Raw genomic sequence first — 21,223 nt, 5'->3', positions numbered from 1 at the left:
TCGCGAAGGCGTCGTATCAGTCGAACATCTCTATCGACTGGAACACCGCTTTCGCGAGCAAGCTTCGCTCCTACAGGGGTTATCGGTGGAGGTTAGAAATCAGTGGATTGCGACAGCGTGCGCCAGGTGTTCAGTTCATCGCTGACGAACGCATTCTTGGCCTCGATGTAACGCACCGAATCGGTCCCCAGCGGCAGGCGCAGCGGCGGGTTTTTGGCTTCGACCAGGGTGATCATCGCCAAGGCCAGTTTCTCCGGGTCGCCAGGTTGTTGCTGGTTGACCGCCTTGGCCAGTTTGCGCACTTCGCCCGACGTCGGGGCGTAGTCGGCGATGGTTTCAGGGGATTCGACCAAGGAGTTGGTGTCGAGGAAATCGGTGCGGAAGTAGCCCGGTTCGACCACGGTGACGTTCACACCCAGCGGTGCCAGTTCGCCGTGCAGCGCTTCGCTCAGGGCTTCGACGGCAAATTTGGTCGAGCAATACACGCCATAACCCGGCGCCGACTGATAGCCGCCCACCGAAGAAATGTTGATCACATGACCGCTGCGGGCGGCGCGCATGTACGGCAACACCCCGCGAGTAACATTCAGCAGGCCGAAAACATTGGTTTCGTAGAGGCGCTTGATTTCATCACTGCTCGCCTCTTCCACCGCGCCGAGCAAACCGAAACCGGCGTTGTTGACCAGCACGTCGATGCGCCCGAAATGCTCGATGGCGGCCTTGGCCACGGCGGCGCCCTGGGCTTCATTGGTCACGTCGAGGGTCGCAGCCAGCAAGCCCGGCTGATCGCCGAAACGCTGGACGATGGTGCTCGCATCGCGGGCCGTGGCGACCACCGCATCACCGTTGGCCAGGGCGGCGGCGACGATTTTTGCGCCGATACCACGGGAAGCGCCGGTAATCAGCCAGACACGTTTGAAAGCGTTGGAAGTGCTCATGATCAATACCTTGTGTGGGTTGGGGATGTGCCCAAGGTACGCCGCAGGATTGATGGGAAAAATGCCCTCGTGTTACAAGCACTATGAAACGCTGTTTCATAATGGAGCTTTTTCCATGAACCATGATCCGTTCGACGGCTTGACCGAATTCCTCGCGGTGGCCGAACACAAAAGCTTCACCCTCGCCGCCACTCGCCTGGCCGTCACGCCCACGGCGGTCAGCCATGCGATCAAGTTGCTGGAGAGGCGCACCGGCGTGCTGTTGTTCCAGCGCACCACTCGCCGCGTCGCGCTGACCGAGGCCGGCGCCAGCCTGTTCAGCCGTTTGCGCCCGGCAGCCAGTGAAATCGATGAAGCGCTGGCGGTGCTCAGCGGTTTTCGCGATCAACCGATGGGCACCCTGCGCATCACTGCGCCACGCCTGTCCGGCGCGTTGTTGATCGAGCCGTTGATGCCGCTGTTTCGCCAGGCGCACCCGCAAGTCACCCTGGATATTTCCCTCGACGACGCCACCGTGGATTTGATGACGGGCGGTTTCGATGCCGGGATCAGGTTGGGTGAGTCCATCGAGAAAGACATGGTCGCCGTGCGCCTGACGCCTGACCTGCAGTGGTCGGTGGTGGGCTCGCCGGCATATTTCGCCAGAGCCGGGCAACCCGCCACGCCTGAAGCGCTGACCGGGCACGAATGCATCGGCTTTCGCTTCTCGACCTCGGGCAATGCCCATCGCTGGGAGTTTCGCCGCGACGGTCGCGACTTTACCGTCGGCGTCGCGGGTGGCGTGATCGTCAACGACCGCAAGTTGCTGGTGGCCGCTGCCCGGGATGGCCTGGGCCTGGCGTATGCCTGCGACCTGGAGATCGCCGAGGAGTTGGCCGATGGACGTCTGCAACGGGTGCTGCAAGCGTTTGTGCCACTGAGTTCGGGGCTGTACCTGTACTTCCCCAGCCGCACCCAGACGCAGCCGAAACTGCGCGCCTTTATCGACATGGCGACCCGCTGGATCGCCGAACGCGGCGGCCTCGGCGCTAAACCCTCGGTTTGAGCAGGATGCCGGTGTAACGCGTCAGGAACAGCCCGAACGCCGCACACCAGAGCAGCGCCGACAGCCCCAATCCAGCAGCGGAAAACGGCACCAGCAACACCCGGCACACACCGGCGAGCAGCAGCAAGGCAAAGCCCAGCACCACCGCTTTCGAGGGCTGCAGCAATCGCCCGGTATGCCCCAGGCTGACCCGGGCAATCATCGCCAGGATCAGTCCGCCAATTCCGCCGACCGCCAGCGAATGAGTGGCCAGGCTCTGTTGCGGCATCAGCCCCAAATGCCATAGCGCCATGGCCAGTGTGGCAACCACCAGCCAAGCGTAAGCCAGGTACAGCGACCACAACAGCGGCGCTCGCCAGAGGCCCCGGTCGTGCCAGCGCCACAACCGCAGCAGATGCACCGCGCCGAGCATCAGGTACAACGCAGCCAGCCAAAGTTTCGGTGTGTCATTCAAGCCAGCGGCAAACGACACCGCAGCCAGCAATCCGCCCAGCAGCAATACTTTGGTGGTCAGCGGATGAGCCGGTGCCGCAGCGGGCCGATTCAAGCCACGCTGAATGAAGAATGGAATCACCCGCCCGCCAATCACGCTCATCAGCGCCGCCACCAGCCACAACGCGGCCAGCACGCCATGACGTTGCAATCCAGCGTCGTCAGTCACGAAACCCCACAAGGTCATCGCCTGACAGCCCGCCAGCAGCGTGATCATCAGCAGAATCGGATAGTTGTCGCGTTTGCCCGCTGCCACCAGATCCCGCCCCAGGCACCAGGCCAGCAAGGGCAGAAACGGTAGTTGCAGGATAATCAACAGCGTCGGGCTGATCGGTAGCAGCCAGGCCAGTCGTGCCAGCAGCCACACCAGCACCAGACCGATCAAGGGCCAGCCGTTGAGGCCCGGTCGCCCGGTCCAGTTCGGCACGGCCGTCAGCAGAAAACCGGCGATGATCGCCGTGGCGAAACCGAACGGCATTTCATGCCGATGCCAGGCCAGCATCCCGCCGATCGGTTGCGCACCGGGTAATCGGCCGTACAACCAAAGCGCCCAGATCGCCACCGCCAACACGGCAAACCCGGCACCGGCAAGGAAGAACGGGCGGAACCCAAGACTGAAAACTGGTGCGGCGGCCGGTTTGTGCATCAAGCCACCACACCGACGTGGTGAGTTGCCAACCGATGCTGGGCCAGCAACCGCATCACGTAGCCGATTTTGAGCAAGGTCGGACCGATGATGGTCATGGCGTGCATCGACACCAGTGCCACGATGGGCAAGTGACCGCTGTAGAGGTATGCGCCGTAGATGCCGATCAAAAGCAGCGCCAGGCCCAGGCCCAACACTTTGCTCGACAGGTGCAGAACGTTCTGGGGATTGCTGAAGAAATCGAACATTTTTCCGTACTCCCGAAGCTGTTCAGTTGTACGTGGGTTAATCCAAAAGCCATGCCAGGATTTATAGGACGGTAAATCAATAGGTTGGTGCTCATGCAGTCAATATGACTCAACCCGGAACTGGTCTTAATGACTCACTCCAGAGTCATAGCGACTACATCGCAAACAATCTCCCTATCCACCCGCCTAAAAGCAAACCAATATCATTTGCGCACACTCAGGCCATTTGGTTTAATCGCGACCAATTCTTATTTGCACCGAAGGCGCCGGTCGCCCATGGACAAGTGCTCACGATGACGGTCGCCGATCTCTCCAGCGTTCAGAACCTCTATCTCTCGCACCATCGCTGGTTGCATGAGCTGCTGCGCCGACGCTTGAATAACGCTTTCGATGCGGCTGACCTGGCCCATGACACGTTTATCCGGGTGCTCAAGCGTCCGCTGGCGTTCGACTGCGAAACCCGTGAGCGCTCCTACCTGGCGACCATCGCCCGGGGCTTGTGCATCGATCACTGGCGCCGCCTTCAACTCGAACAAGCCTGGCTCGACACTCTCGCCGCGCGGCCCCAGGCGGTTCATCCATCGCCGGAGCAACGGGTGATCATCGTCGAGACCCTGTATGAAGTGGACGCCATGCTGCAACGGCTGCCGCAGCGGGTGCGCGATGCCTTCATCCTCGCCCAGCTGCACGGCCTGCCCTACCGCGCCATCGCCGAGGAAATCGGCGTGTGCGAACGCATGGTCAAGAAGTACCTGGCCCAAGCGTTGATGCATTGCGCGATCCTCGAGGCCGAACTCGACGGCCTGCTGATCGAGTAACCCATGCCTCGCACTTCCCCGAACAGCATCAGCCACGCCAGCCTCGAACAGGCGGCCCAATGGTATGTGCAATTGCACGATCAGCAGGCCGGCGAACCTGAACGCGAACGCTGGCAAGCCTGGCTGGCGCAAAGTGGCGATCACCAGCAAGCCTGGCGCTACGTCGAGCGCGTCGGCCAACGCTTCGCCGCCCTGCAGGATGACCAGCCGCAAGCCGCCAGCCATGTGTTGCGCCACACCGGTCGCTCACCGGTCAGTCGCCGGCAAACCCTCAAGAGCCTGTTTATTTTGGCCTCGGGCAGTTTGTTGGGCTGGGGCGCATGGCGACAAACCTCGTTGCCGGACACCTTCGGCCGCTGGACCGCCGACCTGTCCACCGGCACCGGCGAAACCCGGGAAAGCCTGCTTAGCGATGGCAGCCGGATCTGGTTGAATGCCCTGAGTGCGCTGAACGTACGCTTCGATAGCACGCAGCGGTTGCTGTTGCTAAGTAGCGGCGAAGTGCTGATCGACACCGCCAAGGACAGCCGCCGGCCATTCTTGGTGCGCACCGCCCAAGGCCAGATGCGCGCGCTGGGCACACGTTTCAGCGTGCGTCAGGAAGAACAGCGCACGTTGCTGAACGTCTACGAAGGCGCGGTCGAAATCCGCACCTCGGGCGGTCAGGTGCAAGTCGTCGAAGCCGGCAAGCAACTGGCGTTCAGCGAAGACCAGATGTTGGCAACCACGCCTGCCGCTGCGGGACGCGAAGCCTGGCGTCGCGGGGTGTTGCTGGCGGATAACCTGCCGCTGGGGCAGTTGATCGAAGAGTTGAGCCGCTATCGACCGGGGCATCTGGCCTGCGATCCGGCGATTGCCGGGCTGCCGGTGATGGGTTCGTTCCCGCTCAAGGACACCGATCAGGCGTTGCGCTTGCTGGAAGCCGCGCTGCCGATCCGGGTGCAAAAGACCATGCCTTGGTGGGTCAGCGTCGGCCCGAAAGCGTGATGCGCCCGATGGCCTTTGCGCTGGCGGCAGGGCTAGTGAGTCTTGCCCCTGGCATCGCTCCGGCCGCCAGTGAGCAGTCCGCCAGCCAGAAGCGTCATTACGCGATTGCCGCCGGTTCACTGGTCAGCGTGCTCAACCGCTTCGCCGAACAAGCAGGGATTTTCCTCGCCGGGCACAACGACCTCGCCAGCGGAAAACTCAGTCCGGGTTTGAGCGGCGACTTCACCGAACAACAAGCCTTGCAACGCCTGCTACAGGGCAGCGGTCTGCAAGCGCAACCGCAGATCGACGGCGGTTATGTGCTGCAAACCACCAGTGGTCCGCTTGAGCTGGATGCCACGAATATCGCAGCGCTCAGCCTCGGCGCCATCACCGAAGCCACCCACGCCTACACCACCGGCTCAACCTCGACCGCCACCGGACTGCCGCTGTCATTACGCGAAACCCCGCAATCGGTCACGGTCATCACCCGCCAGCAAATGGACGATCAGGGCGGCACCAGCATCGCCGACGTTCTGCGTCGCGCCCCCGGTATCAGCGTGCAGAACTACGACAGCGAGCGCTGGGAGTTTTCCAGCCGTGGCCTGCCGATCACCAATTTCCAGTACGACGGGGTCAATACCGACTACGACGGCGTCTACGATTACGGCACTACCAGCACCGACATGGCGACCTTCGACCGCGTCGAGATCATCAAGGGCGCCACCGGGCTGATGACCGGCTCCGGCGATCCGTCGGCCACCGTCAACCTGATCCGCAAGCGTCCGACCGAGACGTTCAAGGCCTCGGTCAGCGGTAGTGTCGGCTCTTGGGACAGCTATCGCAGCGAAGGCGATATCTCCGGTCCGCTGACCGACAGCGGCAACGTGCGCGGGCGCTTCGTCGGGGTGTATCAGGACCGCAGCGCCCACGCCGATCACTATCAAAATACCAAGGACATCGCCTACGGCATCCTCGAAGCCGACCTGACGCCGGACACCTTGCTGACCTTCGGTATCGATCAGCAAAACACCCGCTCCCGTGGCGCCAGCTGGACCGGTTTCCCGATGTTCAACAGCGACGGTTCACGCACGCATTTCTCGCGTTCATTCAACCCGGCCACCGACTGGAGCCGCCGCGACTTCAACAATCAGACGCTGTTTGCCGCGCTGGAACAGCGACTGGCTAACGACTGGACATTAAAACTCAGCTACGACCGCAAACACCGCCAACACGACACCTTTCTCGGCTCGGCCAGCGGCGGCAACCCGGACCCGGTCAGCGGTGACGGCATGTTCATGTACATGGGCAAATTCAAGGGCGATGAGGTGCAGGACAACCTCGACGTCAACTTCAGCGGCCCGTTCAGCCTGTTCGGTCGCGAACACGAGTTGATCGCCGGGTTCATGGCGATGAACACCCGCCAGGACATACCAGTGTTCGGCTCGATCTATCCGGCGCTGGACGGCAGCATCTTCGACTGGCGCGGCGAATTCCCGAAACCGGACATCCCACGCGTCGGCAGCGACGACATCGTCCAGCGCCAGACCGGCGCCTACCTGGCTACCCGCCTGAAGCCGACCGACGATCTGTCGCTGATCCTCGGCGGCCGGGTCAGCGATTTCAAGGGCAGCGACCACCTCGACTACCTCGACGCCAACACCCCGGACGTGCGCGACGGCTATCGGCAAACCGGCGTGATCACGCCTTACGCCGGACTGGTTTACGACCTCGACGACACCTACTCGGTGTACACCAGCTACACCAACATCTATCAGCCGCAAATGAGCAAAGACGCCAATCGGAAATTGCTCGATCCGGTGGAAGGCGATGCCTACGAGGCCGGCATCAAGGCTGAGTATTTCGGCGGGCGGCTGAACGCCAGTTTGGCGATTTTCCGCATCGAACAGGACAACCTCGCCGAATACGTCAGCGGCGTCGACACCGAGTCGATCTACCGCCCGGTGCAAGGCGCGACCACCAAGGGTTTCGAACTGGAACTGGCCGGCGAAGTGCAAGAAGGCTGGAAACTCTCCGCCGGCTACACCTACAACCACACTCGCGATGCCAAGGGTGATTATGTCTACGGCTCGGTGCTGCAAACCACTGCACCGACGCAAGTGGTTCGGGTGTTCAGCACCTATCGCCTATCCGGCGCGTGGGAAAACCTTACGGTCGGAGGTGGGGTGAATTGGCAGAGTGAATTTTTCGGCAATGTGTTCCAGCCGAATCCAAACGATGGCGGCCAGTACGCGCGCATCACCCAGGGCAGTTATTACTTGGTGGACGTGATGGCGCGCTATCGTTTCAACGAGCATCTGAGTGCGACGCTCAATGTGAAGAACCTGTTCGACAAGACCTACTACACCGGCCTCGGCAACTTCGGCACCGGGTTTTATGGGGAGCCGCGGAGTTTGCAGCTCACCACCAAGTGGGATTTCTAGGGCTGCGCCTCAACGGATTTTTACGTAGTTGCCGCCGTATTTCAGGTACTCACCGTAACCCGTCACGACCGCCGCGCCGTTGAACAACTGCAGGCGCAAGACCGGCCCACCCTGGGCGTCCAGCACGATGGCCAGATTGCCCGCCTGCAACGTCGACTGATAATGGATTTCGCTCGGTGGGTCCTTGAGCTGGGAGTAGTCGAGGGTGATGTCGGCAATCTCCGGTCCATTATCGATTCCCGGCAGTATTTTCACCGACAGCTCGCTGATTAGTCTCGCTTCGAAATTGGTCAGCCGGTACTTACCTTCACGCTGATTGTTGGCCACCCCTTCAAGTTTCTGCGGCGCAATCTTGAATTCGGCGAGACGCATTTTGGCGTTGAACTCGCGCTTGGCGCTACGCCAGGTGCCTGTGTAGTTACCCTGTTCGTCCGGTTCGTCTTTCAGGGACCAGTCGCCGGTGATCTGCCCGTCATCGTCCAATTCATGCAGCAACACACCGCGACCATAGACGGAGTCTCCGACCAGCCGGATCGGTTTGCCGCTACCGCTTTTTCCGTAACGCACTTCACCTATGTACACCTCGCCCTGGATTTGCCACCAGAGCTCGAACGCGATCTTGTCGTTAAGGGTGCCGCGAAACGTCAATGGCGGCTCGGCGTAGGGGCCCGCAAGTGTCTGGTGTTCGATCCACTGGCCGTCCTTGAGCTCGCGTTCGGTGACGTCCACGTAACCCGCTGGCATGTAGGGATTGGCTTGCGTCGGCATCTGCATCGCTTCGATCTTTTCCGCGACCATGACCGGCTCATTATTCTCGATCTGCCAAGTCGCGTATTGATGCCAGCAACAGCCGCTTTTCGAGCTGGTGTGCAAGCGCTTGGCGACTGGATCAACACCGAACATGCCCAATTGCCCGTCGCGGGTCAGGTCGGAGAAAGCCGGGGCAAACACCAGAGTCGGGCTCCCGGGGGCGGACAGGTAAATGTCATAGGAAGGCCCGCCATAACCGCCCTCGCTGCCGTTGCGCACAGCCAGATCCTGTTGTCCGTCGAAATTGAAATCATCGAAAAACAGCAAACTCTGTTCGCCATAGAGCGGGGCCTGGTTGATCTCCATCATTTGGCTGCCCGGTTTGTACGTGACAAACCCCTCGGGTGAATCAATGCGCTGCAACACCTGGCCACCGGTTTTGTCGCGCAAAGTGATCTGCGCGGGCGCGCCCTCATAGCTTTTAGTCGGCGTCTGCGGGAACACCACCTCAATCGCATATTTGTGCGCAGGATCAGTGAGGTGAAACGTCAACGGTTCGGCATTCACGCCCGCGCTGGCAAGCAGGCAGGCAACAGCCAATAAACGAGGGGTAACCATGATGCTGAGCGTCCTTGCGGCAAAATCCGGGCGGCAAGTCTAACGACAAACGGTGCGGGCGGCGACTTGTCGATCTACGGCACGGCCAATCGACTACAGACTGACTACGCTGATAATCCAGCGTGATAACCCGTAGAGGAGAACCGCCATGCAACGCGTGCAAAAACTCACACCCTGCCTGTGGTTCGACGATCAGGCTGAAGCCGCTGCCAAATTTTATTGCTCGATCTTCGATCACTCGAAAATCACCGCCATCACCCATTACGGCAAGGCCGGTTTCGAGTTTCATGGGCGCCCGGAAGGTTCGGTGCTGACCGTGAGTTTCGAACTCGATGGCCAAAGCTTCACCGGGCTCAACGGTGGCCCGGTGTTCACGTTCAACGAGGCGGTGTCGTTCCAGGTCAATTGCTACACGCAAGACGAGGTCGACCATTTCTGGGGCGCGTTGTCCGCCGTTCCCGAGGCCGAGCAATGTGGCTGGGTGAAGGACAAGTTCGGGGTGTCGTGGCAGATCGTGCCGGTGGTACTGATGGAAATGCTCAAGGACCCCGACACGGTCAAATCCCAACGGGCCATGCAGGCGATGATGCAGATGAAAAAACTCGACATCGCCGAACTGCAACGCGCCTTTCATGGCGAGAGCTAATACACTCGTGCGCTGACCTGCGAGGACGCCGACGATGAAGCACACCGTGGCCAAAAATGCCGACAAAGCCCCACGCTTCTGGCGCGACGACGCCCTGCCCTTCATCGAGGCCCGGGCCATCGCCGACGGGCGCGAGGTCTGCTATGCCCGGCATTCCCACGCGCACTTTTCCATCGGCGCGATCACCGCCGGGTGCAGCACGTACGTTCACGAGCAATCGGAATTCGCGGTGAGTGCCGGCACTGTGGTGCTGATGAATCCGGGCGATGTGCACGCCTGCAATCCCATCGACGACCAGCCCTGGTCGTACCTGATGCTCTACGTCGAGACGCCATGGCTGACCGACTTGCAGCATCAACTGGGGTTCAGCCAGGACCAGGCATTCCGGCGGTTTTCCATCACTCATCTACGCGACGCCAGCCTGTTTACCGGCCTGAAGGATTTGTATGCGGTGTTGATCGATGATCAGCAAGACGTGTTGCGCAAACACAGCGCGACGCTGGAGTTTTTCACCGACGTGCAGCAACGTCTTAACCCCATCGATCAGCCGCTGCGCGAGCCCAACTTCAAACTGGAACGGGCCGCCGAGTACATCCGCGACAACTGCACGCAGTTGCTCAAGCTGGAAGACATTTGCGAGGCGGCGCAGTTGTCGCCGTCCTACCTGATCCGCGCGTTCAAGCAGCATTTCGGCATGACGCCCCACGCCTTCCTGGTCAACCAGCGCATCCAGTTTGCCCGGGAGCGCCTGCGCAGCGGCCGGCTGATTGCCGATGTGGCGCTGGAAGCCGGGTTTGCCGATCAGGCGCACTTTCAGCGGGCGTTTAAACAGCATCTGGCGGCGACGCCGGGGCAGTATCGGGGGTAAGCAGGCTATCCCGGAAAACGCCCGGACGCCTTTAAATCTAGGCCCAGAGCAGATACCCGGCACACACCACCAGCAGCAACGCCATCGTCCGGTTGAACAGCCGCAGGCCTTTGGCGTTGCTCAAATACCCGCGCAAGAACGTGCCGGCGTAGGCCCAGCAGCCCACCGAAAGGTAACAGATCACCAGATAAATCGCCGCGAATTGCCAGACCAGCCGCGCATCGCCGTCCGCGACAAACGCGCCCATGCCTGCGACACAGGCCAGCCAAGCCTTGGGATTGAGCCATTGCATCAACGCGCCGTAGAACATCGACGGGGCCTTGCCCGGTTGCCCGGCGCTCAACCGGCCATCGTCGACCGCCAGTTTCCAGGCCATGAACAACAGAAACGCGACCCCGGCCAATTGCACCACCCGGGTCAGCATCGGCCACAACTGCAACAACTCATGCAGGCCCAAACCCATCAGCACCAGCAACAGGACAAACCCCAAGGTCGCCCCCGCCACATGCCGTTGACTGGCGCGAAAGCCAAACTGCGCGCCAGAACTCAACGCCACGATATTCACTGGGCCCGGGGTTATCGAAGCGGCCAGGGCAAACGCCGCCATGGAAATCATCAGACTCATCACAGACCTTCTTCAATTCAGTGGGAACGCTGCTCAAGGTAGAGAGCACGCTGCTCCACGTATTGAAGAAAACTGCCCTGACTCAATCATCCTCATGCAATTTGATGCCACGGGCATGCAGCAGATGCGGCACCAGCAGCACCAGCAACGTCAACGCCAGGAACGCCGCCGAAATCGGCTGGGTGAGGAAAATCGTCCAGTCGCCCTCGCTGATGGACAAGGCATTGCGCAATTGCTTTTCGGCCATCGGCCCCAGCAGCATCCCGACGATCACTGGAGCCACCGGGAAATCGAATCGCCGCATCAACACCCCGCCCCAACCGATGGCCAGCATCAGCATCAAGTCGAAGGAAGAGTGGCGCATGCCGTACACGCCGATGGTGGCAAACACCAGGATGCCCGCGTTCAGGTACGGCCGAGGGATTTGCAGCAACTTGACCCACAGGCCCACCAGCGGCAGGTTCAATACCAGCAGGATCACGTTGCCGATGTACAGCGACGCCACAAGCGTCCAGACCAGTTCACCGGAGGTCTGGAACAGCATCGGCCCCGGTTGTAGATTGTAGTTCTGGAACGCAGCCAACAAGATTGCCGCCGTGGCCGAAGTGGGAATGCCAAGTGTGAGCAACGGCACCAGCGAACCGGTCGCGCTCGCGTTGTTGGCGGCTTCCGGGCCGGCCACACCTTCAATCGCGCCTTCGCCTTTGCTGCCGGCGAACTCTTTGGGGAATTTGCTCAGTTTGCGTTCGGCCGAGTAAGACAGGAACGTCGGAATTTCAGCGCCGCCCGCCGGAATCGATCCAAAGGGAAAACCGATCAACGTGCCCCGCAGCCACGCAGGGATCGAGCGCTTCCAGTCGGCGCGGGTCATCCACAGCGAGGTCAAACGGTGCCTGCCCGAGGCTTCTTCCTTTTGATACAACAAGCTGTACAACGCCTCGCCCACTGCAAACAAACCGACCGCCACCAGCACTACTTCGATGCCATCCACCAGTTCCGGCACGCCCAAGGTGTAGCGGGCGATGCCAGAAGTCGCGTCGAGGCCGATCAAGCCCACCATCAGGCCAATCCCCAACGAGGCGAAACCGCGCAACATCGAAGCGCCAAGCACCGCCGACACCGTGGTAAAGGACAACACCAGAATCGCGAAGTATTCGGCGGGACCGAACTTCAGTGCGAGGGTGGCCACAAGGGGCGCGAACAGCGTCAGCAAGATGGTCGCGATGGTGCCGGCCACGAATGAGCCAATCGCCGCCGTCGCCAGTGCCGGTCCGGCCCGGCCGTTGCGGGCCATGAGGTTGCCTTCCAGCGCGGTGACCATCGACGATGATTCCCCCGGCGTATTCAGCAAAATCGATGTCGTCGAGCCGCCAAACTGCGCGCCGTAGTAAATCCCGGCGAACATGATCAGCGCCCCGGTCGGATCGACCTTGGCGGTGATCGGCAACAGCAACGCCACGGTCAGCGCCGGCCCGATACCTGGCAGGACACCAATCGCAGTGCCCAGCAGGCAGCCGATGAAACCCCACATCAGGTTGATCGGTGTCAGCGCCGCAGAAAAACCAATGGCCAGGCTTGAGAGAATGTCCACCGTGTTGACCTCCTTCGGCCCGGATCAGAGCCAGGCGTTGATAAGGGGCGGCAGGGAGACCCCAAGCCCGGCGTTGAACAGCCAATAGATCGGCAGCGTCAGGGCAATGCCGATGGCGAGATCGCGCACCGGACGGCGACTGCCAAAACCCCGCGCCGAACAGGCAAACAGCAACCCGGCCGCCAGGACGAAGCCAATCAGGTCAATCAGCACGGCCACCGCCACCAGGCCCGCGGTGACCCACGCCGCACCGAGTTTGCCGCCGGGCAGCGCCTTGGCACTTTCATCATCGTGGTCGGCCAGTTCGCGGAAACCACCGGTGAGCGCCTGGTAACTCAGCAGCAGGCCGACGACACCGAGAAACGCCGCCAACGCGTAGGGATAAACATGCGCGCCGAGGATCACGAAACCCATCTCCGCCGGAAAGCGAAACGCGCCGACCGCCAACACGGCGCTGATGGCGATCACACCGGCGCCAATCGCCAGTTGCACCGGGACTATCTTGCGCGGCGCGGCCATCTCAAAGCAGCCCGACCTTGACCAACATTTCGTGCAACCGCACGTGCTCTTCGTCGACAAACTTGCCGAACTCATCCCCGGTCAAAATGCTCGGCGACCACGCGTTGGTTTTCACATTGTCTTGCCAGACCTTGGTCTTGGCGGCGGCCACCACGGCGTCGGTGACTTCCTTGCGCTGCTCAGGGGTAAGATTCGCCGCGCCGTAGACACCGCGCCAATTACCGATGATCACGTCGTAGCCTTTCTCCTTGAGCGTCGGCGCATCGATGCCTTCAACGCGTTCCGGTGCGCCAATGGCGAGCACGCGGAACTGCCCGTTCTTGATGTACTGACCCAGCTCGGCATAGCCGCCGGTGATCACCTTGATCTGGCCACCCAGGACCTGGGCCACCACTTCCCCACCGCCGGCGAAGGCCACGTAATTGACCTTGTTCACCGGAATGTCCATTTTGCCGGCCAGATCGGCGATGCCGATATGATCGACCGAACCTTTGGAACCGCCGCCCCAAGTGATGCTGGACGGTTTTTCCTTGAAGGCCTTGAGCAAGTCTTCCAGGGTTTTGAACTCGGACTCCTTGCGCACGGCAATCACGTTGTATTCGGTAAACAGCCGGGCAATCGGCGTGACGTCCTTCAAAGTGATTTGCGGTTTGTTCTGTTCAATCCCCGCGACCATGATCGCGCCGACCACCAGCAGCGCATTCGGATCACCCTTGGTGCTGTTGGCAAACTGCGCCAGCCCCAACGTCCCGCCCGCCCCGCCCTTGTTCTCGAAGGTCACGGATTTGGCGGTCTTGGCCTCGATCAGCGCCTTGCCCAAATCACGCGCAGTCTGGTCATAGCCGCCACCGACTGAGCCGGGGGCCATGAACTTGACGGTGTCGAGGGCGAAAGCCGGGGTGGCTGCGGCAATGGACAAGGCAATCGCGCAGGTGAGTCGACGGAATAAGGGCTGCATAGGTTGTCTCCCGATGTTGTTGTTTTAGGGATGGGCGGTTTTATCTCGCTCAGGATCAGGCGCTGCTCACTGAACATGGGTCTGTGAACAAGCGTAGGTCATGGATCGGTTTTTTGGCGGGACACATGGGCAAGTGTATGGCGACTTGTGTCCATGGCTATATGGAGCAAACCCAATGCTATCCGTGATAAAAACAGGCTCTCGAATCAGGAGACGCCATCATGGAGTTCGCCACCCTCACCCTGTGAGTCCCGGCCCGATCTGCAAAATCCCTGTCAGCATCGAGATTCCTTTCGGCTAGCAAAACCTCACGGTGAAGTGGCCATACCTGGATGACACCGCCGATACTGACGAACATTCCTTGTTTAGGCGAGATAGAGGTGAATCAGGATATGAATTTGATCAGTGCTCCCGATCTACCTCGTAAACGTCCGGCCCAAGCGCGTTCCGTGGCGACGCTTGAGATCATTTATGAGGCGACGCTGCAAGTGTTGGTCAAGGAAGGACCTGCGCGCTGCAACACCACCCGCGTGGCCGAGCGTGCAGGTGTCTCGGTCGGCACCATCTATCAGTACTACCCCAATCGTCGGGCTCTGCTGGCGGGGGTGTTGGAGCGGCATCTCGAGTCGGTGGCGCAGGCCATCGAGCACGCTTGTGCGACCGGCCACGGTGCGACCGCAGGCGAGATGGGCGCCGCGATAGCTAATGCGTTTCTAGATGCAAAACTAGTACGCGCAGAGGCGTCCCGTGCGCTCTACACCATCAGCGAAAGCCATGGCGGGGTTGCCTTGGTCGCCATCGCACGTGAACGCATGTTGCGCGCAGTCTGCAGCGTACTCAGCAGTGCCAGCGATAAACGCTTTGCAAAAGTGGAGACGGTCGCTTTGGTGCTGTTGGGGGCAGTGGCCGGACCGGTGAGAGAACTGCTCGAGCAGGATTACGATGATGTCGCCGTCGCCTCGGTACGCGAGCAACTGGTGAACCTCGCGAGCGGCTATTTGCAATCCTGCGCCTAGTGAGCGCGCCGGCGTGCTTTGGGCGAAATTGGGAATCTGAAAAAAACACCCTCTGCGGGGCGTCGAATTGGCCCCAAGTGCCGCAGACAGGGCATTCCATCACTTCCGGGAAACGCGAATGTTCGAGTGAGCCTGGCTGCCAGATAATGCCGGCTCATTATCGATGGGGTCCAACATGCGCCGTTTACGCACTGTGTCACTCCCCCTTTGCCTTGCCCTTCTCGTTACCGCAGCGCTGGCGCTAAACGGTTGCGTATCCCCCCCAAGCAACCCCCCAAGAGAGCGTTGAAATGCACCCAGTCTCGGTCACATTGGAAGAAACCTTCAGCTTGCCTCGGCAACAAATTTTCGACTTCATCGTTGCCGAAGACGTACTGCCCAAAGTCCTTACCGGCTACGGTCCGTTACCCGCCGTAGTGACTACCCGCGATGTCAGCGGTCCATGGGACCAGCCGGGGTCCTGGCGGCACGTAGTGCTGGCTGACGGCAATACGGCGCGCGAAGAGGTCACCGAATTCAAGCCTGGAATTTATTTCGCCTACCGCATCAATGAGTTCACGTTTGCAGTGAAATATTTGGCGACCCATGCCCAAGGCCAGTGGTGGTTCACTGACGCCGGGGCAGGCGAAACCAAGGTTCGCTGGACATACACGTTCTACGCAAAAAATGCGCTAGCCGCGCTTCCACTCAAGGCTTTTGCGGGGCTCATGTGGCGCGGGTATATGCAGGTCTGCCTGAACCAGACGCGCAAGCTGACGAAAGCAAACTGAGCCGATGCGTCGCCCATCGCGCCGTCCTCGTTCACGGTGATGCCAGGCAATCCAAAGGCGATCCTGATCTTCACCGCGTTTCTCCCGCAATTCGTCGACTGCGCGGGGTTGTTGTCGGCGGCAGCTTCGGTGTTGTTGATGGCGCGGCGGGCTTGAATGTGGGAGCGAGCCTGCTCGCGAAGAGGCCATGACATTCAATATCAATGTCGACTGACAAATCGCTTTCGCAAGCAGGCTCGCTCCCACATTAGCTACCCACCCAATGACCGACATCAAAAATTCACTGTCGATTTTCCGGTGGAGGCAACCCGCAAGCGGACTTATGCTCAGCCCATGAACCTACAAAACGCTGTGCTGCCACCCCACGCCGAGATGGTCCGCGCCATGCTCGAACGAGACACCGCCTACGAGGGGGTGTTTTTTACTGCGGTCAAGACCACCGGGATTTTCTGCCGGCCCAGTTGCACGGCGCGCAAACCCAAGCCCGAGAATGTCGAGTTCTTTGCGCATGCCGACGAGTGCATGTCTGCCGGTTACCGCGCCTGCCTGCGCTGCAAACCGCTGGATGCGGCGGCCATTGCGCCGGACTGGGTGCAGCGCTTGCTGACCTTGGTGGACGCCGATCCGGAGCAGCGCTGGACTGACACGCAACTGCAAGCCGAGGGCATCGAGCCGCTGAAATTGCGTCGCTGGTTCAAGCAGCATTTCGGCATGACTTTCCATGCGTGGCTGCGCACCCGGCGCCTGGGCATGGCGTTGGGCGGGATCAAGCAGGGCGAATCCATCGACAACGTGGCGTTCGATTCGGGCTACGAATCCCTGAGCGGTTTTCGCGATGCCTTTCAAAAGTCTTTCCACATCACGCCGGGGCGCGCCGCCAACAGCGAGCCGCTGCTGTTCACCCGGCTGACCACGCCGCTGGGGCCGATGATCGCCATGGCCGAACGGCGTGGACTGGTGTTGCTGGAGTTTCTCGATCGCCCGGCGCTGACCCGGGAAGTCGAAGAATTGCAGAACCGTTATGGCTACGTCGTGGCGCCGGGACACAACGGCCACTTGAAGCAGACCGAAACCGAACTGGCGCAGTATTTCGCTGGCGAGCTGACCGAATTCACCGTGCCGTTGCACCTGCCGGGCAGCGAATTTGCCAGGCAGGTCTGGGCTGAGCTGGCGCGAATCCCCTACGGCCAGACCAGCACCTACGGCGCGATCGCCGCGCTGCTCGGCAAACCCGGCGCCAGTCGGGCCGTGGGCCTGGCCAACGGGCATAACCGTCTGGCGATTGTGCTGCCCTGTCACCGGGTGATCGGTGCGGACGGTTCGCTGACCGGCTATGGTGGTGGACAGCCGCGCAAGGCGTTTCTACTCAGGCTGGAAAAAGCTGCGGTGCAGATCACTCAGCAACTGGCATTCTGATCATTTCAAAGGGAAGGAAACTCGATGGAAGCGTTCGACCGACAGTTCCACAGGCTGCATCAGGACGGCCTGCTGATCCTCACCAACGTCGCCGATGCCGCCGGAGCGCGGCTGGTGGAACAACTGGGCAGCAAAGCCGTGGCCACCAGCAGTGCGGCGGTGGCCTGGGTGCATGGTTACCCCGATGGCAACGCCCTGCCCCTCGAACGTTTGGTGGCGACAGTGGAATCCATCGTGCGGGTGATCAACGTGCCGCTGACCGTGGACATAGAGGCCGGGTATTCCGATGACCTGGCGCGGGTCGGCGAAGTGATCGACGCGGTGCTCGCCGCCGGTGCCGTCGGGATCAACATCGAGGACGGCGCTTCCCCGCCCGAGTTGCTGGCACGCAAGATCGAAGTCGCCCGGCAAGTGGCCGAGCGCCGTGGCGTGAAGCTGTTTATCAATGCGCGCACCGACGTTTACCTCAAGGGCCTGGTGCCTGCCGAAGACCGCGTCGCCGAAACGCTCAAGCGCGCCGCGCTGTATCAAGCCGCCGGGGCTGACGGGTTGTTCGCCGCGGGTGTGACGGCGGAGTACGAGATCGCCGCGATCTGCCGTGGCACGCCGCTGCCGGTGAACGTGCTGGGCTGGGCCTCCCTGCCGTCCCCCGAGGAACTGAAAACCCTCGGCGTGCGACGCTTGAGTGCCGGGTCGGGCATCGCTGAATTCCTGTACGGCGCCATGGCGAGCGTGGCTAAAAGCTTTCTGGAAACCGGCAAACTCGATACCCACGACCTCAAGGCGCTCACCTACGGCGAAGTGAACTCGTTGCTGAAGAAAACTTGAGTTCCATGCCCGATATCTACCAGCCCGCCAGCGAATTTCTGGCCACCCTCGATGACGACTGGCGGCGCCATATCAGCGCCATCGGTCCGTGCCTGCATCAGCCGCATCCGGCGCGGGATCCGTATGAATCCCTGGTGCGTGCGATTGCCTATCAGCAGCTGCATGCCAAGGCCGGGGATGCGATTGTCGGGCGGTTGATCGCGTTGTTTCCTTCGAGTGCGTTCCCACGCCCGGAACAGATCCTGGCGACAAGCTTTGAGCAGATGCGCAGTTGCGGGTTTTCCGCCAGCAAGATTGCGACGATTCAGGGGATTGCCCAGGCGACGCTGGATGGGGTGGTGCCGGATTACGCTACGGCGCTGGCGATGGATGACGAAGCGCTTATCGAGCGGCTGATCACCCTGCGCGGGGTTGGCCGCTGGACGGTGGAGATGTTGTTGATCTACAGCCTGGAGCGGCCGGATATCTTGCCGGCAGATGATTTCGGGGTGCGCGAGGGGTATCGGCGGATGAAGGGGTTGGAGGTGCAGCCTACGCGCAAGCAGATGATTGAGATTGGGTTGGGCTGGAGTCCGTTTCGGACGGTGGCTTCGTGGTATTTGTGGCGGGTGCCTGGCAGGTAGACCGCGTTATCGTTCTTCGCGAGCAAGCTTCGCTCCTACAGGTTCAGCGCAACCCTGTAGGAGCGAGGCTTGCCCGCGAAGGCGCCCGCCCATTCGATACACCTTCAAAAGCCAATCACAACCCCGACTTCAACCGACTGAACGCCCGAATCAAAGCCCGGTTGAACGCCTTGCCATTGTCATTCTTGCTATACAACGAAGCCCTCACCACCGCCGACGGATACGTCCCCGGATCATTACGAATCGCCGGATCAATCAACCCGTCCGCCGCCGTGATCGCATTGGCGTAGTGAATGGTGTCGGTGATCGGCGCAATCACCTGCGGTGTCATCAGGTAATCCATTAACGCCAGCCCGGCCTGGGGATGCGGCGCGTCCTTGGGAATGACCATGGCATCGAACCAGATCAACGTGCCCTCCTTCGGTATCCGGTAATTCAGTTTGAACGGCTTGTTCGCCGTCGAAGCCTGGCCGGCAGCGATGGCCACGTTACCGTTCCACGACATGGCCACGCAGGTGTTGCCGTTGGCCAGGTCGCTGATGTTCAAATCGTTGTCGAAGTAGCGGATGTAGGGCCGGATTTTCGCCAGTTGCTGCTCGGCGAGTTTCAGGTCATCGAGGTTCTGGCGATTGATGTCCAGGCCCATGTACTTCATGACCGCCGCGAACACTTCGTTGGGATCGTTGAGCAGACTGACCCCGCAATCAGCGAATTTCGACACCACCGCCGGATCGAACAACATCGCCCAACTGTCCCGTGGCGCGTCGGGCAGACGTTGCTTGACCGCTTCCTCCTGATAGCCCACGCCCGTGGTGCCCCAGGCGTAAATCCCGGCGTAGCGATTGCCCGGATCGAACACCGCCATGTGCTGGCGGAACTCCTCGCCGACGCCGGCAAAGTGCGGCAGTTGCTGCTTGTCCACGGTCTGGATCGCGCCACTCTGGATAGCCCGGGACAAGTGCTGCCCCGCCGTCAGCACGAGGTCATAGCCGCTGCGTCCGGTGAGCAGTTTGGTCTCGACGGTTTCCAGGGAATCGAAGTGGTCGGCGACCACATGAATGCCGGTTTGCTTCTCAAAATTGCTCAAGGTGTCCGGGGCCAGGTATTCGCCCCAGATGTACAGGTTGACCACCGGTTTGGCGGAGTCGGCGGCCTGCACACACAGGGGTGCAAGCACCAGCAATAACGCTTGAGTCAGTTTGTGCAGGCCCATGATTACACTCCCTGTTTGTTGCAAGCAGGCGCAGCGTACTGCGGCATGGTGATACAGGCGACGTTGCCGCCGCCAAGGAGGATTTCCCGGGAGTTTTCAATGCCGACAATCTTGTGCTGCGGGAACAGTTCCGCAAGGGTCGCCAATGCCGCGTGATCCTGACGATCGCCGAACAACGGCACCACAATCGAGGTGTTGCCAGCGTAGTAGTTGATGTACGACGCGCAGATCTTCGTCCCGGCCTGACGGGTATGCGTACTGTCCTGCTGGTCGAGGCCTTCGGCTTCTTCGGCGGTCCATTCCAGCACGTCCGGTTGTGGCAGTTTGTGCACGATCAACTCGCGGCCACGGCTGTCGCGGGTGCTGCGCAGGATGTCGTAGGCTTCCTGGTAGATTTCCCACTGCGGGTCATCGCGATTGTCGGTCCATTGCAGCACCACTTCGCCGGGGCGGACGAAGCACGCGAGGTCATCGACGTGGCCATCGGTTTCGTCGAATTTGCAGCCCCGTGGCAGCCAGATGATTTGCTCGGCACCGAGATAATCGGTTAGCCGCCGGGTGACTTCTTCTTTGCCCAGATGCTGATTGCGATTGCGGTTGAGCAGGCATTGTTCGGTGGTGAGGATGCTGCCCTGACCGTCGCTCTGGATGCCGCCAAGTTCGGCAATCAGCGGCGCGCGGTAACGGTCGAAACGTTCGATTTCGAGGATCTTGCTCGCGATCTGGTCGTCCTTGTCCCACGGGTAGTACAGGCCGCCGTCGAGACCGCCATAGGCGTTGAATTCGAAATCCACGCCACGCACTTCGCCACTGGCGTCATTGACCACAAAGCATGGGCCGCTGTCGCGGAACCAGGTGTCGTTGCAGGTCATTTCCACCACCCGCACTTGCGGCGGCAGTTGACGGCGGGCGGTGGCGAATTGCGCGGCGGAGGCACACACGGTGACCGGTTCGCTCTGGGAGATCGCAGTGACGATCTGCACCCAGACTTTCTGCGCAGGCTTGGCACCGTTGCGCCATACATCAGTGCGCTCCGGCCAGCCGAGCCAGCAACCGGATTTTCTTTCGAACTCGCCGGGCAGGCGGAAACCGTCGTGCTTGGGGGTGGAATCGAGCAAACGTGCCATGGACAAACCTCATCAGCGGGGATTGGAATGACCACAGGCTAAGGTCGCCAGCGCCCTC

The 21,223-nt window shown here is 61.0% G+C and carries 21 protein-coding genes and 1 pseudogene; 12 read left to right on the top strand and 10 right to left on the bottom strand.

Annotated elements, in window-relative coordinates; genetic code table 11:
- Positions 1 to 92: 92 nt before the first annotated feature.
- Positions 93 to 938: an oxidoreductase gene (locus tag ACIOYV_RS02535; protein WP_401320580.1), complete on the bottom strand. Its 846-nt coding sequence runs from the start codon at positions 936 to 938 to the stop codon at positions 93 to 95.
- Between the two features lie 115 nt (positions 939 to 1,053).
- Here ACIOYV_RS02535 and ACIOYV_RS02530 point away from each other — a divergent pair, with 115 nt between their 5' ends.
- Complete coding sequence (locus ACIOYV_RS02530; protein ID WP_401320577.1) at positions 1,054 to 1,983, top strand: LysR family transcriptional regulator; 930 nt, start codon at positions 1,054 to 1,056, stop codon at positions 1,981 to 1,983.
- Here ACIOYV_RS02530 and ACIOYV_RS02525 read toward each other — a convergent pair.
- Positions 1,967 to 3,121, bottom strand: coding sequence for an NnrS family protein (locus tag ACIOYV_RS02525; protein WP_401320574.1), 1,155 nt, complete (start codon positions 3,119 to 3,121; stop codon positions 1,967 to 1,969). The two genes, ACIOYV_RS02530 and ACIOYV_RS02525, sit on opposite strands and share 17 nt — an antisense overlap.
- Complete coding sequence (locus ACIOYV_RS02520) at positions 3,121 to 3,369, bottom strand: transmembrane sensor/regulator PpyR (RefSeq protein WP_401320572.1); 249 nt, start codon at positions 3,367 to 3,369, stop codon at positions 3,121 to 3,123. The genes ACIOYV_RS02525 and ACIOYV_RS02520 overlap by 1 nt, the downstream gene beginning before the upstream one ends.
- A gap of 293 nt (positions 3,370 to 3,662) precedes the next feature.
- Here ACIOYV_RS02520 and ACIOYV_RS02515 point away from each other — a divergent pair, with 293 nt between their 5' ends.
- From ACIOYV_RS02515 to ACIOYV_RS02505, 3 genes are read left to right on the top strand one after another with little or no spacing between them, the layout of a single operon-like run.
- Complete coding sequence (locus ACIOYV_RS02515) at positions 3,663 to 4,187, top strand: sigma-70 family RNA polymerase sigma factor (RefSeq protein WP_401320570.1); 525 nt, start codon at positions 3,663 to 3,665, stop codon at positions 4,185 to 4,187.
- Between the two features lie 3 nt (positions 4,188 to 4,190).
- Positions 4,191 to 5,174, top strand: a complete 984-nt coding sequence (locus tag ACIOYV_RS02510; RefSeq protein ID WP_401320568.1) for a FecR domain-containing protein — start codon at positions 4,191 to 4,193, stop codon at positions 5,172 to 5,174.
- Positions 5,174 to 7,597 carry a TonB-dependent siderophore receptor gene (locus ACIOYV_RS02505; RefSeq protein WP_401320565.1) on the top strand — a complete coding sequence of 808 codons (2,424 nt, stop codon included), beginning with the start codon at positions 5,174 to 5,176 and terminating at the stop codon, positions 7,595 to 7,597. The genes ACIOYV_RS02510 and ACIOYV_RS02505 overlap by 1 nt, the downstream gene beginning before the upstream one ends.
- Before the next feature lie 9 nt (positions 7,598 to 7,606).
- Here the strand turns inward: ACIOYV_RS02505 and ACIOYV_RS02500 are convergent, their stop codons facing one another.
- Complete coding sequence (locus ACIOYV_RS02500; protein WP_401320563.1) at positions 7,607 to 8,965, bottom strand: XAC2610-related protein; 1,359 nt, start codon at positions 8,963 to 8,965, stop codon at positions 7,607 to 7,609.
- Between the two features lie 148 nt (positions 8,966 to 9,113).
- Here ACIOYV_RS02500 and ACIOYV_RS02495 point away from each other — a divergent pair, with 148 nt between their 5' ends.
- Together ACIOYV_RS02495 and ACIOYV_RS02490 are read left to right on the top strand one after the other, a co-directional pair.
- Positions 9,114 to 9,611: a VOC family protein gene (locus ACIOYV_RS02495; RefSeq protein WP_401320561.1), complete on the top strand. Its 498-nt coding sequence runs from the start codon at positions 9,114 to 9,116 to the stop codon at positions 9,609 to 9,611.
- A 34-nt stretch (positions 9,612 to 9,645) separates the two neighbouring features.
- Positions 9,646 to 10,479: a helix-turn-helix domain-containing protein gene (locus ACIOYV_RS02490; protein WP_401320559.1), complete on the top strand. Its 834-nt coding sequence runs from the start codon at positions 9,646 to 9,648 to the stop codon at positions 10,477 to 10,479.
- 37 nt (positions 10,480 to 10,516) lie between these two features.
- Here the strand turns inward: ACIOYV_RS02490 and ACIOYV_RS02485 are convergent, their stop codons facing one another.
- The 4 genes from ACIOYV_RS02485 to ACIOYV_RS02470 all read right to left on the bottom strand — a co-directional run bounded on the left by ACIOYV_RS02485 (position 10,517) and on the right by ACIOYV_RS02470 (position 14,172).
- Entirely contained in the window at positions 10,517 to 11,104 is a 588-nt protein-coding gene (locus tag ACIOYV_RS02485; RefSeq protein WP_401320556.1) for a LysE family translocator, read from the bottom strand.
- 82 nt (positions 11,105 to 11,186) lie between these two features.
- The gene (locus ACIOYV_RS02480; protein WP_290028344.1) at positions 11,187 to 12,695 is read right to left on the bottom strand and encodes a tripartite tricarboxylate transporter permease; all 1,509 of its coding nucleotides are present in this window, start codon (positions 12,693 to 12,695) and stop codon (positions 11,187 to 11,189) included.
- Positions 12,696 to 12,719: 24 nt separating this feature from the next.
- The gene (locus ACIOYV_RS02475) at positions 12,720 to 13,214 is read right to left on the bottom strand and encodes a tripartite tricarboxylate transporter TctB family protein (RefSeq protein WP_054047492.1); all 495 of its coding nucleotides are present in this window, start codon (positions 13,212 to 13,214) and stop codon (positions 12,720 to 12,722) included.
- A gap of 1 nt (position 13,215) precedes the next feature.
- Positions 13,216 to 14,172: a Bug family tripartite tricarboxylate transporter substrate binding protein gene (locus ACIOYV_RS02470; protein ID WP_401320553.1), complete on the bottom strand. Its 957-nt coding sequence runs from the start codon at positions 14,170 to 14,172 to the stop codon at positions 13,216 to 13,218.
- A gap of 392 nt (positions 14,173 to 14,564) precedes the next feature.
- Here ACIOYV_RS02470 and ACIOYV_RS02465 point away from each other — a divergent pair, with 392 nt between their 5' ends.
- From ACIOYV_RS02465 to ACIOYV_RS02440, 6 genes and pseudogenes are all read left to right on the top strand, one after another.
- A complete protein-coding gene (locus ACIOYV_RS02465) occupies positions 14,565 to 15,188 on the top strand; it encodes a TetR/AcrR family transcriptional regulator (RefSeq protein ID WP_401320550.1) in 624 nt (207 codons plus the stop codon).
- A gap of 290 nt (positions 15,189 to 15,478) precedes the next feature.
- Positions 15,479 to 15,958, top strand: a complete 480-nt coding sequence (locus ACIOYV_RS02460; RefSeq protein WP_401320548.1) for an SRPBCC family protein — start codon at positions 15,479 to 15,481, stop codon at positions 15,956 to 15,958.
- A 3-nt stretch (positions 15,959 to 15,961) separates the two neighbouring features.
- Positions 15,962 to 16,114, top strand: a pseudogene (locus ACIOYV_RS02455) (LysE family translocator); the annotation flags it as partial.
- Positions 16,115 to 16,291: 177 nt separating this feature from the next.
- The gene (locus ACIOYV_RS02450; RefSeq protein ID WP_401320547.1) at positions 16,292 to 17,374 is read left to right on the top strand and encodes a bifunctional transcriptional activator/DNA repair enzyme AdaA; all 1,083 of its coding nucleotides are present in this window, start codon (positions 16,292 to 16,294) and stop codon (positions 17,372 to 17,374) included.
- 24 nt (positions 17,375 to 17,398) lie between these two features.
- Complete coding sequence (locus tag ACIOYV_RS02445) at positions 17,399 to 18,202, top strand: isocitrate lyase/phosphoenolpyruvate mutase family protein (protein ID WP_401320545.1); 804 nt, start codon at positions 17,399 to 17,401, stop codon at positions 18,200 to 18,202.
- 5 nt (positions 18,203 to 18,207) lie between these two features.
- Positions 18,208 to 18,825, top strand: coding sequence for a DNA-3-methyladenine glycosylase family protein (locus ACIOYV_RS02440; protein WP_401320543.1), 618 nt, complete (start codon positions 18,208 to 18,210; stop codon positions 18,823 to 18,825).
- A 115-nt stretch (positions 18,826 to 18,940) separates the two neighbouring features.
- On the opposite strand, the gene ACIOYV_RS02435 is transcribed toward ACIOYV_RS02440, so the two are convergent.
- A complete protein-coding gene (locus ACIOYV_RS02435) occupies positions 18,941 to 20,038 on the bottom strand; it encodes an extracellular solute-binding protein (RefSeq protein WP_401320541.1) in 1,098 nt (365 codons plus the stop codon).
- A 2-nt stretch (positions 20,039 to 20,040) separates the two neighbouring features.
- Entirely contained in the window at positions 20,041 to 21,165 is a 1,125-nt protein-coding gene (aguA, locus tag ACIOYV_RS02430) for an agmatine deiminase (protein ID WP_401320538.1), read from the bottom strand.
- Positions 21,166 to 21,223: the final 58 nt, after the last annotated feature.

This window comes from Pseudomonas sp. NPDC087342 (assembly GCF_044744265.1).
Taxonomy (GTDB): domain Bacteria; phylum Pseudomonadota; class Gammaproteobacteria; order Pseudomonadales; family Pseudomonadaceae; genus Aquipseudomonas; species Aquipseudomonas nunensis.
This window is presented reverse-complemented; position numbering and strand designations above follow the sequence as displayed.

Bases quoted from the DNA above. Each gene is read 5' to 3' on its own strand.
- ACIOYV_RS02470 (WP_401320553.1), bottom strand. From the start codon at position 14,172: ATGCAGCCCTTATTCCGTCGACTCACCTGCGCGATTGCCTTGTCCATT.
- ACIOYV_RS02525 (WP_401320574.1), bottom strand. From the start codon at position 3,121: ATGCACAAACCGGCCGCCGCACCAGTTTTCAGTCTTGGGTTCCGCCCG.
- ACIOYV_RS02500 (WP_401320563.1), bottom strand. From the start codon at position 8,965: ATGGTTACCCCTCGTTTATTGGCTGTTGCCTGCCTGCTTGCCAGCGCG.
- ACIOYV_RS02490 (WP_401320559.1), top strand. From the start codon at position 9,646: ATGAAGCACACCGTGGCCAAAAATGCCGACAAAGCCCCACGCTTCTGG.
- ACIOYV_RS02505 (WP_401320565.1), top strand. From the start codon at position 5,174: ATGCGCCCGATGGCCTTTGCGCTGGCGGCAGGGCTAGTGAGTCTTGCC.
- ACIOYV_RS02440 (WP_401320543.1), top strand. From the start codon at position 18,208: ATGCCCGATATCTACCAGCCCGCCAGCGAATTTCTGGCCACCCTCGAT.
- ACIOYV_RS02515 (WP_401320570.1), top strand. From the start codon at position 3,663: ATGACGGTCGCCGATCTCTCCAGCGTTCAGAACCTCTATCTCTCGCAC.
- ACIOYV_RS02510 (WP_401320568.1), top strand. From the start codon at position 4,191: ATGCCTCGCACTTCCCCGAACAGCATCAGCCACGCCAGCCTCGAACAG.
- ACIOYV_RS02495 (WP_401320561.1), top strand. From the start codon at position 9,114: ATGCAACGCGTGCAAAAACTCACACCCTGCCTGTGGTTCGACGATCAG.
- ACIOYV_RS02475 (WP_054047492.1), bottom strand. From the start codon at position 13,214: ATGGCCGCGCCGCGCAAGATAGTCCCGGTGCAACTGGCGATTGGCGCC.
- ACIOYV_RS02450 (WP_401320547.1), top strand. From the start codon at position 16,292: ATGAACCTACAAAACGCTGTGCTGCCACCCCACGCCGAGATGGTCCGC.
- ACIOYV_RS02530 (WP_401320577.1), top strand. From the start codon at position 1,054: ATGAACCATGATCCGTTCGACGGCTTGACCGAATTCCTCGCGGTGGCC.
- aguA (WP_401320538.1), bottom strand. From the start codon at position 21,165: ATGGCACGTTTGCTCGATTCCACCCCCAAGCACGACGGTTTCCGCCTG.
- ACIOYV_RS02445 (WP_401320545.1), top strand. From the start codon at position 17,399: ATGGAAGCGTTCGACCGACAGTTCCACAGGCTGCATCAGGACGGCCTG.
- ACIOYV_RS02520 (WP_401320572.1), bottom strand. From the start codon at position 3,369: ATGTTCGATTTCTTCAGCAATCCCCAGAACGTTCTGCACCTGTCGAGC.
- ACIOYV_RS02465 (WP_401320550.1), top strand. From the start codon at position 14,565: ATGAATTTGATCAGTGCTCCCGATCTACCTCGTAAACGTCCGGCCCAA.
- ACIOYV_RS02485 (WP_401320556.1), bottom strand. From the start codon at position 11,104: ATGAGTCTGATGATTTCCATGGCGGCGTTTGCCCTGGCCGCTTCGATA.
- ACIOYV_RS02435 (WP_401320541.1), bottom strand. From the start codon at position 20,038: ATGGGCCTGCACAAACTGACTCAAGCGTTATTGCTGGTGCTTGCACCC.
- ACIOYV_RS02535 (WP_401320580.1), bottom strand. From the start codon at position 938: ATGAGCACTTCCAACGCTTTCAAACGTGTCTGGCTGATTACCGGCGCT.
- ACIOYV_RS02460 (WP_401320548.1), top strand. From the start codon at position 15,479: ATGCACCCAGTCTCGGTCACATTGGAAGAAACCTTCAGCTTGCCTCGG.